This is a genomic window from Staphylococcus sp. EG-SA-15 (assembly GCF_017151895.1).
GTDB classification, from domain to species: Bacteria; Bacillota; Bacilli; order Staphylococcales; family Staphylococcaceae; genus Staphylococcus; species Staphylococcus aureus.
Genome location: NZ_JACVZN010000097.1, coordinates 1 through 273 on the forward strand (window position 1 = coordinate 1; position 273 = coordinate 273).

The 273-nt window shown below is 48.4% G+C and carries 1 protein-coding gene; it reads left to right on the forward strand.

The window, feature by feature from the left end; all coding sequences use genetic code 11:
• Window positions 1-273: hypothetical protein (locus IDG64_RS14505; RefSeq protein WP_206171367.1), on the forward strand; the 273-nt coding region annotated here is incomplete at both ends.

Consider the following 273-nt stretch of genomic DNA (forward strand, 5'->3'; position numbering starts at 1 on the left):
CAGACTCAGATAGCGATTCAGATTCAGACAGCGACTCAGACTCAGACAGTGATTCAGATTCAGATAGCGATTCAGACAGCGACTCAGACTCGGATAGCGACTCAGACTCAGACAGCGATTCAGACTCGGATAGCGATTCAGATTCGGACAGCGACTCAGACTCAGACAGTGATTCAGATTCAGATAGCGACTCAGACTCAGATAGCGACTCAGACTCAGACAGTGATTCAGACTCAGATAGCGATTCGGACTCGGATGCAGGAAAACATACAC